At 38.7% G+C, this 432-nt stretch carries 1 protein-coding gene; it reads right to left on the bottom strand.

Translation table 11 applies throughout. The features are described 5' to 3' along the window. The coding region (locus tag IDG63_RS14335) for a zinc metallopeptidase (RefSeq protein WP_206176503.1) at window positions 1-432 on the bottom strand (432 nt) is incomplete at both ends.

Genomic DNA, 432 nt, shown 5'->3' with positions numbered 1-432 from the left:
AAGCCAGCACCAATCCATAAGGCTGTTGAGCCAAACGCACTACCCATAGCTGTTAAGATGATACCTAACATGATAATCATGTAACTTAATGAACTACCTAAATTAGCTAGTGGTACTAATGCACTTCTAAATCTTAAAAATGCATACCCTTGTTGATGTTGAATCGCATGTCCAACTTCGTGTGCAGCAATAGCTGTACCAGCTACTGAAGGTCTATCGAAGTTTGCAGGAGATAAACAAACAACTTTCTTTTTAGGATCGTAGTGGTCTGTTAAGAAACCTTCACCCTTTACTACATCTACATCATAAATACCATTTGCATGAAGTATTTCTTCTGCTACCTCGCGACCCGTTTTACCACTTGTTGATCTTACTTGCGCATATTTTTCATAGTTAGATTTTACTTTGTGTTGTGCCCACATAGGAATGAGC

The sequence above is a fragment of the Staphylococcus sp. EG-SA-14 genome (assembly GCF_017151935.1).
GTDB lineage: Bacteria > Bacillota > Bacilli > Staphylococcales > Staphylococcaceae > Staphylococcus > Staphylococcus aureus.
Note: the sequence above shows the minus strand (reverse complement) of the source record. Positions and strands in the feature narration are given on the sequence as shown.